The 541-nt window shown below is 47.9% G+C and carries 1 protein-coding gene; it reads right to left on the bottom strand.

The window, feature by feature from the left end; translation table 11 throughout:
* The coding region (locus ACOI1H_RS26195; protein WP_422441287.1) for a hypothetical protein at nucleotides 1-310 on the bottom strand (310 nt) is incomplete at its 3' end.
* Nucleotides 311-541 lie beyond the last annotated feature (231 nt).

Below are 541 nucleotides of genomic sequence, written 5' to 3'. Positions count from 1 at the left end.
AGGAGCACCTCAGAGACTGAGAGCTTTCGACCATATCAACACAGAATACAGTGCTGCCGGAAGCCTGCATGAGACCGACACTCTCTTGCGTACCGTACGCCAACTTCTGCAGGTGCGGGTTGACCACTGGCACAATCAGGTGCTTTCGATCGAACCTGTGACCTAGTTGGAGAGCTGCGGCTCCGAGCATGAGGCCGCCACCTTCTAAGCCGCTATCGGAAATGAGGTCGTAGGCCTTGAGCACAGAAATATGGCGATAGGCTGATGACAACGGAACGTTCAATTGCCGCGCAATGTTGGCCGCCGTCATTGGCTGGTCACTAGCTCCAATTATCATGAGAGTCTCAAGAACGCGTTCGGTTGCAGACATTAATTTCCCATGAATTGAGAATCCATTCGATATGTGATGAGAATACCGATGAGGCGGTGGCTGACTACCCCAAATATCCTGACCTTGTCTTTTTCATGTTAAATGATGGTTAATTGTGCAATATTTGCCATGTTTGCCTAATTTTTAACATCAATTTTTTGGTGTAAAATT

The organism is Loktanella sp. DJP18, assembly GCF_049310965.1.
Taxonomy (GTDB): domain Bacteria; phylum Pseudomonadota; class Alphaproteobacteria; order Rhodobacterales; family Rhodobacteraceae; genus Loktanella.
This window is presented reverse-complemented; position numbering and strand designations above follow the sequence as displayed.